This window comes from Actinomadura sp. NPDC048032 (assembly GCF_040653175.1).
Taxonomy (GTDB): domain Bacteria; phylum Actinomycetota; class Actinomycetes; order Streptosporangiales; family Streptosporangiaceae; genus Spirillospora; species Spirillospora verrucosospora.
This window is the reverse complement of sequence record NZ_JBEZJP010000389.1, coordinates 1-7937: the sequence shown is the minus strand read 5'-3', so window position 1 is coordinate 7937 and position 7937 is coordinate 1. Positions and strand designations below refer to the sequence as shown.

Annotated in this window: 4 protein-coding genes; all 4 read right to left on the bottom strand. The window is 72.9% G+C overall.

Translation table 11 applies throughout. The features are described from left to right. Positions 1 to 31 precede the first annotated feature (31 nt). Entirely contained in the window at positions 32 to 238 is a 207-nt protein-coding gene (locus AB0C69_RS33955) for a hypothetical protein (protein WP_360359049.1), read from the bottom strand. Between the two features lie 90 nt (positions 239 to 328). Then, on the bottom strand, positions 329 to 3469 hold the full coding sequence (locus AB0C69_RS33950) for a family 78 glycoside hydrolase catalytic domain (RefSeq protein ID WP_360359047.1): 3141 nt from the start codon (positions 3467 to 3469) through the stop codon (positions 329 to 331). Continuing rightward, a complete protein-coding gene (locus AB0C69_RS33945) occupies positions 3466 to 5508 on the bottom strand; it encodes a trehalase family glycosidase (RefSeq protein ID WP_360359045.1) in 2043 nt (680 codons plus the stop codon). The genes AB0C69_RS33950 and AB0C69_RS33945 overlap by 4 nt, the downstream gene beginning before the upstream one ends. Before the next feature lie 92 nt (positions 5509 to 5600). Then, positions 5601 to 7937, bottom strand: a 2337-nt coding sequence (locus AB0C69_RS33940) for a glycosyl hydrolase (RefSeq protein ID WP_360359043.1), incomplete at its 5' end; no start/stop codon positions are given.

The following is a 7937-nucleotide window of genomic DNA, read 5'->3' as shown; positions in this document are numbered from 1 at the left end:
GCCGCGGCCGAGCCGGTGCTCGCGCGCCACCTCACCGGCCTGGCGGTGGCGGCCCTGTGTCGTCGATGCCGAGCGGGGCCGGCAGGTGGTCGACCCGCAGGCCGGTGGGGTGCAGCGTCCGGTGGGGGGCGGCCGCCGGCGCCGCCAGGGCGGGCGCCGCGACCGCGCCGCTCGCCGTGACCGCGGCGGCGGCGACCCCGCCTGCCTGGACGAACCTTCTCCGCGACAACTCGTTCATGCTGGGCTCCTCGGGGGGTGGGTGGAGCGGTAGGGGGAAAGGCGGGGCGCCGGTCCGGTGGGCGCCGGTCCGCGCCCACCGGACGGTGCGTCAGGGGGCGGTGCCGTGGAAGGTGTGGGTGCCGGAGCCGACCAGGGCGGGCTCGTCGGTTCCGGGGACGTGCACCCGCGCGGTGCTGCCCGCCGGGACCGTGACCCGGAGGGTGACCTTGCCGTTCTCCAGCGTCCAGGAGGAGCGGACCTCGCCGTACGGCGTCCGCCGGGTGGCGGAGGCGCTGGTGAGGTCGCCCACCACGGCCGGGGCGATGACCAGGTCGCGGTACCCGGCGGAGCCGGGCGCCTGCCCGATGCCGGCGAGCCGGCCGGAGAACCAGGAGTCGATCGCGCCGAGCATGAAGTGGTTCTGCGACTGGCCGGCGCCGCCGTCCCACGACTCGCCCAGGGCGGTGTTGCCGTGGACGACCTGGTACCCGTAGCTCGGACTGTCCGTCTGCGTCGCGACCTTGTAGATGACGTCGTCGGGCAGGACGCGGAACGCCGACGGCAGCGAGATCTCGCCGAGCAGCAGGTGGTACCCGGCGTTCCGGACACTGGCCACCAGGTGGTCCAGCAGCCGCCGGCGCTGGTCGGCGGGCACGGCGCCCATGTCCAGCGCGATGGCCTCGGCGCCCTGGCCGCCGCCCCCGAAGGTGCCGGTCGCGGGGTCGTAGAGCTTGGCCGACAGGGCCTTGGCGCTCCTGTCGGCCTTGGCCCGATAGGCGGCGGCGCCGGCCTCGTCGCCGAGCGCGCCGGCGATCCGGGACATGGTGTCGGCGATCCGCCACCACCCGTACGTCCCCGAGACGACCTTCGGGAACGTGCGGTCGGGGGTGAACCAGTCGCCCAGGGTGTAGTCGGTCAGCCCGTCGGAGACGCGGCCCTCGATGTACGCGGCGTACCGCTTCATCGCGCCGTAGTACGTCCGCATGGTCTCGGTGTCGCCGTAGTTCAGGTAGAGCTGCCAGGGGACGGCGACGAACGCGCCGCCCCAGTTGGAGTCGTCCCTGTAGGTGCCCGGCAGGACCGTGTAGTCCGGGACCGTGGACGGGACGAGCCCGGCCTCGGTCTGCGCGTCCGCCATGTCCTGGACGATCTTGCGGAGCTGGGCGTGCACGTCGTAGTTGGCGGCGAGCGCGTCGCCGACGAGGTGGTCCTGCTCCAGCCAGCCGAGCTTCTCCCGGCTCGGGCAGTCGGTGAGGACGCTCATCATGTTCCCCTCGATGGCCCGGCGGATCAGCCCGTGGATGCCGTTGAGGAGGTCGTTGGACGAGCTGAACGAGCCCGCGGAGTCGTTGTCGGCGCGCAGCACCTGGCCCCGGACGGAGATCGTCGCGCCTTCCGGCAGGCCGCGCACCTCCAGGTAGCGGAAGCCGTGGTAGGAGAACCGCGGATGCCATGTCTCGGAATCCGCGGTGCGCGTCGTGTACTCGTCCCACAGCGGCGCCCCGACGTTGCTGGCCGACTGGAACGCGCGGCCGTCCTTGAGGCTCTCGGACGGCAGGATCCGCACGGACGTCCCTGCCGGGGCCTGGACGGTGATCTCCGGACGGCCCGCGATGTTGCGGCCGACGTCGAAGACCCGGTAGCCGTCGCCCGCCCCGATCTGCCGTCCCTCCAGCGTCTCGGCGACACGGACGGGTTCGGCGACCCGCCCGCTCAGCGCGCCGGGCGCCGTGACGGGCACGGCCGCCTCCCAGCCGGAGCGGGACGCGCCCGGCCTGTCCCAGCCGGGCCGCTCGCGGCGGGCGTCGTGGTCCTCGCCCCCGTACCAGTTGGAGAACGTGACGGGTCCGAGGACGGTCTTCCACGTGCCGTCGCTGGCCACCCGCACGACGCGGCCGTCGGCGAGGGTGACCTCCAGCTGGGCCATCAGCTTGGGGTCGCTGATCGTCCCGCTGAACTTGCGGTAGCGGTCGGGCGTGGAGATCACGTTGGCGATGCCGTTGCCCAGCTCGACGCCGAGCGTGTTGCCGCCGGAGCGCAGCATCCTCGTGACGTCGTAGGTCGCGTACTGGACGCGCTCGGCGTACGCGGTGTTGGCCGGCTCCAGTTCGGCGTCGCCGACGCGGTGCCCGTTCAGCCGGGCCTCGTAGACGCCGAGGCCGGCCACGTAGAGGCGGGCCCGGCGGACGCCGCCGGGCAGCCCGAAGTCCTTCGCGAAGATCGGCAGCGCCTCGGGGACGGGCGACTCGGGCGGCTCCTGGCCGGTGACCGCCGCCTTCGCCGCGAAGGGCCCCTCGGCCGAGTCGGAGGCGGCGACCGAGAAGTCGACGGGGGCGTACGGGACCTTGCCGCCCTCGACGCCCTGGTCCGTGCGCGGGTAGAGGAGGACCTCGTCGAAGTCCTTGGCCGCCTGGAGGTCCACGGTGAGGGTGAGCGGCTTGTCGGAGACGTCCGCCTTGCCGTAGGCGGAGCTGGACCAGCCGGCGAACTCCTGGTTCGTGGTCTGCGTGCCGTCGGTGAGGTAGCGGGTCCCCCACTTGCGGTTGACGTTGCCGCCGTTGTCGGACGCGGTGACGGTCCTGCCCTTGGCGAGGTTGGTGTCCGGGTCGCCGGAACTGCGCACCTCCAGTTCGGCGAGCTGGAGCCGCCAGGTCCGGTCCGGCAGCTGCTCGACCTTGGGCAGGCCGAGCTTCGTCACGTCCAGCCGGACGTAGCGCGCGGTGGTCTTCGGCAGCTTCACCACGATGGGGGCGGGCTTCTTGCCGGTGACCTGCCAGTCCTTCTGGCCGATCCAGCCGCCCCGCCAGTCGCTCTGGGACGTCAGGCCCGTCTCGAACCAGGACGGCGACGACCAGCCGGAGGGCCGGGGGCCCGTCCAGACGCGGACGCGCCAGTACACCCGGGTCCGGCTGCCGATCGGCTTGCCCGCGTAGTCGGCGCGCTGGCCGGCGGACGCCACCCGGCCGGAGTCCCAGAGGTCGGGGCTTCCCTCCCGCAGGGCCTTCTCGCTCGTGGCGGCCTGGATCCGGTACGCGGTCTGGGTGACGTTCCGCCCGCCCTGGAGCTGCCAGGTCAGCGGCGGCGTCGTGTCGTCGATGCCGAGGGCCTGGCCGAGGTCGGCGGCCTTCAAGCGGGTGACGTGGGCCTCCGCGTCCGCGTGAACCGGGGCGGCCAGGAAGGTCACCGGGAGGGCGACGGTGACGGCCGCGGCCGCCGGGCCGCGCAGTGGCCTGCGCGAGGCGGTGGTCATGCGCGGTCGCTCTGGAGCCGGTGGGACCCGCGCAGCCCCTCGATGTAGACGTACTCGCCGTCGCTGTGGACGCCCTTGGCTTGTGCGCGGGCGCCGTCCCAGACGAGGCGTCCGTCGACGCGGACCTCGACCCGGGCGCCGAACGTCGGCACGCCGGCGCGGCCGACGGTGGTGCCCGGAGCCTTCAGGTGCGCGGAGTAGGTCCCGCCGGAGACCTTCCAGGAGGCGTCGACCGCGCCGACCGGCGTGGTGATCCGGCCTTGCGCGAACGTGAGGTCGGCCGGGTGCGGGACGAAGTCGAACGACCGCCCGCCCGTGCCGGTGGGGTTCAGGCCGAGCACGGAGAACGTGAGGGCCGGGGTCGGGCCCGTCGCCCAGGCGTGCGCGAGGCTGACGTAGGAGCTGCAGAAGACGCACCCGTCCCCCGGGTTGCGGAACGACTCCCAGAAGGTGCTGCCGGTCCCCTCCGGGTGGTTGAGCATGTAGCCCCACTGGCGCCGGATGATGTCCACGCCGGCCTGGTCGGCGGCCTGGCCGCCGGCGGCGAAGTGGGCGTTCACCTCCATGGAGCCGGAGAAGACGCCGGGGTTGCCCTTGTTCTCCGGGGCGGTCGAGGTGATCTCGTTCCAGTTGCCCTTGAGGGACTCGCTGATGCGGCGCGCCTGCCGCCGGTCCGCGAGGCCGTACCAGACGGCGAGGGAGTTGTCCGCCTGCGGGTGAATCGTCGAGTTCGGATAGAACTTGTATGCGCCGGCGGTCTCGTCCCAGAAGTTCGCGTTGATGGCGGTCCGGAGCGCGGCGGCCCGCTCGGCGTAGGACGCGGCCAGGGAGTCGTCGCCCTGCGCCTTGGCGAGCTGCGAGCCGGTGTCGAGGACGCGCCACATCAGCACGTTCGCGATGAGGTTCTCGCCCTTGGCCAGGATCCGGACGGAGTCGGACGTGCCGGTGATGGACACCAGGCCCTTGTCGTCCATCTTCCGGGTGATGAAGTCGACGCCCTTCCGGTACCGGTCCCACACGCCGGACACCCAGCCCGTGTCCCCGGTGTAGCGGTAGTAGTCCCAGCTCGCGGCGAGCGTCCACAGGTGGTAGGTGTCCGAGCCGTACTTGTTCAGCTCGGGCCCGGCGTAGGGGAGCTCGCCGGTGTCGCGCTGGTGCTGGTACACGGTGGTGAGCGCGTTGCGGGCGGACTCGGTGTCGTTGAACGCCGCGTAGGCGCTCGGGATCTCGATGCCGAGGTCGCCGGGCCAGACCGTCCGGTCGCGCTTGGCGCCGTCCACGAGGATCGTGTCGCCGACGCCGATGTCGCCGGTGCTGTCCCACAGCGCCGCCGGGGGCTCCCAGACCCGGCCCGTCTTCGGGGAGATCGTGTTGAGCTGGACGGTGTAGGCGCCCGCGTACCAGATGCGGTTGAGCAGGTCGTCGCTCGAATAGAAGTAGTTCGCGTACTTCGACGGGTCCTTCATCGCCGGCGCGGGGGTGAAGGACAGCGACACCTTGTCCAGGTCGACCCGGCCGCCGGAGGACAGGAAGATCGTCAGGTAGCGGAAGCCGCCCCGGAGCAGTCCGGGGGGCGTGGTGTAGGACGTGGCGCCGTCGACGTCCACGGAGAGGGCGCCGTCGCGGCTGCGGGGGCCTCCGGTCGACGCGTCGCTCGTCGTGTCCACGTAGGTGGACGACTCGGAGAACGCGACGCCGACCTTCTGCGGGCCGTCCGAACCGGCGAAGCGCAGCGTGGTGAGTCCGCTGACCTCCTTGCCGAAGTCGAGCGTGACGGACGCTCCGGCCCCGGTCAGGCTGGTCGTGCCGCCCTTCAGGACGGCGGCCGGGTCCGCCACGGTGCCGCTGGTCCTGAAGACCGACACCGGGTGGAGCGTCCGCGACGAAGGAGACAGGTTGTAACGCTGCCACGGGGCCGCGGCGCGGCCCGGCTCGGCGTAGGCGGTGCCGAGCGGGGCCGCCTGGGCGGCGGTGAGGGCGGACAGTCCGAGAGCGACGGCGGCTACGCCGCGACGGCGCCTGGATACGCTGGTGTGCATGGGTTCCTCGCAAATGTGTTCTTAGCGGGACATGGGGTGAGGGGTCCACCGTGCGGGAGGGCGGGCCAACGCCCTCCCGCACGTTCGGCGGTTCAGCGGGCGGGGACCACCGCCTCGCCGTAGGGAACGAGCCTGACCGGCCCGACCAGCCCGTACCTCTGGCGGGACGCGCCGCCGTACACGCCGGGGTCGGAGACGCGGAGCCGGTTGTTCAGCGTCGTGGCGACCTCGACCTCGATCGTGTTGGCGCCCCGGCGCAGCCAGGGGCCGATGTCCACGACCGGGACGATCACGCTGACCGGGAGCCGGTGGCCGTTGACGCTCACGCGGCAGGTGTCGAAGACCTCGCCGAGCTCCAGCATCGCGCCGCCGCCCGTCCAGTCCACGGTGGTGCTGTAGGTGCCGATGCCGGAGACGTCCGCGAGTTCGGGGATGTCCGGCCACGCCTTGAGCCCGTCGAGCTCCAGGTCGTGCCGCTTCACTCCGTCCGGCGTCATGTCCTCCACCTGGAGCCGCCAGGCGGTGAGGGTCCGCGCCTCGGGCACGGCGCCGATCACGGTCTGCACGGTGCGGCCGCCGCGCAGCGTGGTGGAGTAGGTGCCCGCGGCCCTCGCGCGGGCGACCAGGCGCTGCCGGTCGACGCGGAGCTCGGCCTGCGAGGCGGTGGCGGACGGGGCCTCACCGCCGCGCGCCAGAATGATCACGGTGGCCTCGGACGGCTGCAGCGCCACCCGCAGCGTGATCGTGTCGCCCTCCTCGCGGTAGACGGCGACCCGCTCGGTCTCGCCCGTCCACAGGTCCAGCCGGTACGGGACGGCCTCGCGGTCGGACCGGGTGAAGGTGACCTCGTGGTCGATCGCCGCGACCGGCGGCTTGACGGTCTCGGCGTGCTTGCCGTTGCAGAGGTAGAAGTAGTCGGCGCGGCCGTCCCGCCGGTGGGCGGTGAGGAGCGTGGACGCCTCCGCGTAGGCGACCGCCGGGCGCAGGCCGAGGTCGGCCAGCGCCCCGGGCACGTCGGCCTCGGCGGCGACGACGCGGACGCGCGGCTGCGCGAACACCTGCGTGAGGACGGCGCGCAGCTGCTCGTTCTCGCCGTCGCGCGCCAGGCCGGGGACGGTCGCGGCCGACCAGTCGCCGAGGAACACCAGCGGCAGGCCCGCCTTCGTCAGCCTGAGCATGGTGCGGGCGGTGCCGAGCGGCAGCGTGCACTCGTTGCCGCCGAAGCGGTCGCCCTCGACGAACACGACCTTGTAGGCGGGGCCGTCGGGGGCGAGCCGCCCGCCGGACACGGTCGCGGACGGCAGGTCGAGCAGCGGCGCGCTGATGAGCTGGTGCGTCCAGCCCAGCGGGACGCCGCTCTTGGTGAACCACCCGGCGCCGATGCCGGTCTTGGTGTAGCCCTTCTGGCGGAACACGGCCACGTCGATGCGGCTCTTGCCGGCCTGCATGGCCAGGTGGACGCGCGCCAGGTAGCCGGCCACGTCGGGGACGTGCCGCCAGGTCGGCTGGCGCGGTCCCCACGACTCGGAGAACCCGATGCCGCCGTTGTAGGGGGTGAAGGCCGCGAAGCCCGGCCACGCCGCTGCCGGCGCGGCGGCGTAGGAGAAGCCGTGCAGGACGGTCTGGTTGAGCCCGGCCGCGTAGGCGCCGCCCATCGTGCGGAGGAACTTGCCCCAGGTGGTGTTGTAGGCGCCGCCCTGGTAGGCCCCCGCCTCGCAGGAGAGGACCTTCCGTCCCCCCATGTCGCGGCCGCCGGCGAGGGCGCGGTAGTCGTCCAGGTTCTTGAACCCGAGCGACTCGCCCTCCGGGACGTCCAGGATCGCGGCGGTGTGGATGGCGTCGGTCTCCAGCCCGTACGGCTGCGCGCGGTACTCCAGCCCGATCGAGTGCGCCCACTTCGCGAGCGCCGCGAAGTGGAACTCGTTGAACAGGTCGGAGACCGTCTGCCAGAAGTCGTGGCGGACGTGGGCGGTGGTCGCCGCGTCGTAGGCGAACTTGGTGTTCTCCTTGAGGCGGACGATCACCGGCAGGTACGGCATGAGGTCGTAGCCGCGGCGGCGCCGGAACTCGGCGGGCAGGTCGGGCGTCCAGTTCAGCGCCGCCGTCTCCAGCTCGATCGAGTCCTCGAACAGCGTCCCGCCCGCCCGCTTGATCAGCTTGCGGATGTCGCGGGTGAGCAGGCGCGCCTCCCAGAACGCGGTGACGGCGCGGGTCCCGGCGCGGCTGAAGTGGTCGACGACGCAGCTGTCCGGGGACGAGTGCGGGCCGGACTCCGGCCGCTGCCCGCTGCCGCGCCGCCAGTAGGAGAACAGCAGCCAGTCGCCGCCCTCCGGGGCCGTCCAGGTGATCCGCTCCCCCGCGACCTTCGGGGTCAGGTCGGTGAACGACGCGGGGTCGAGGCCGGTCTCCTTGCGGGTGGTGTTCGCGGC

What these genes read in the sequence shown, in the direction of transcription:
- AB0C69_RS33955 (WP_360359049.1), bottom strand. Translation starts at nt 238, where the DNA reads ATGAACGAGTTGTCGCGGAGAAGGTTCGTCCAGGCAGGCGGGGTCGCC.
- AB0C69_RS33950 (WP_360359047.1), bottom strand. Translation starts at nt 3,469, where the DNA reads ATGACCACCGCCTCGCGCAGGCCACTGCGCGGCCCGGCGGCCGCGGCC.
- AB0C69_RS33945 (WP_360359045.1), bottom strand. Translation starts at nt 5,508, where the DNA reads ATGCACACCAGCGTATCCAGGCGCCGTCGCGGCGTAGCCGCCGTCGCT.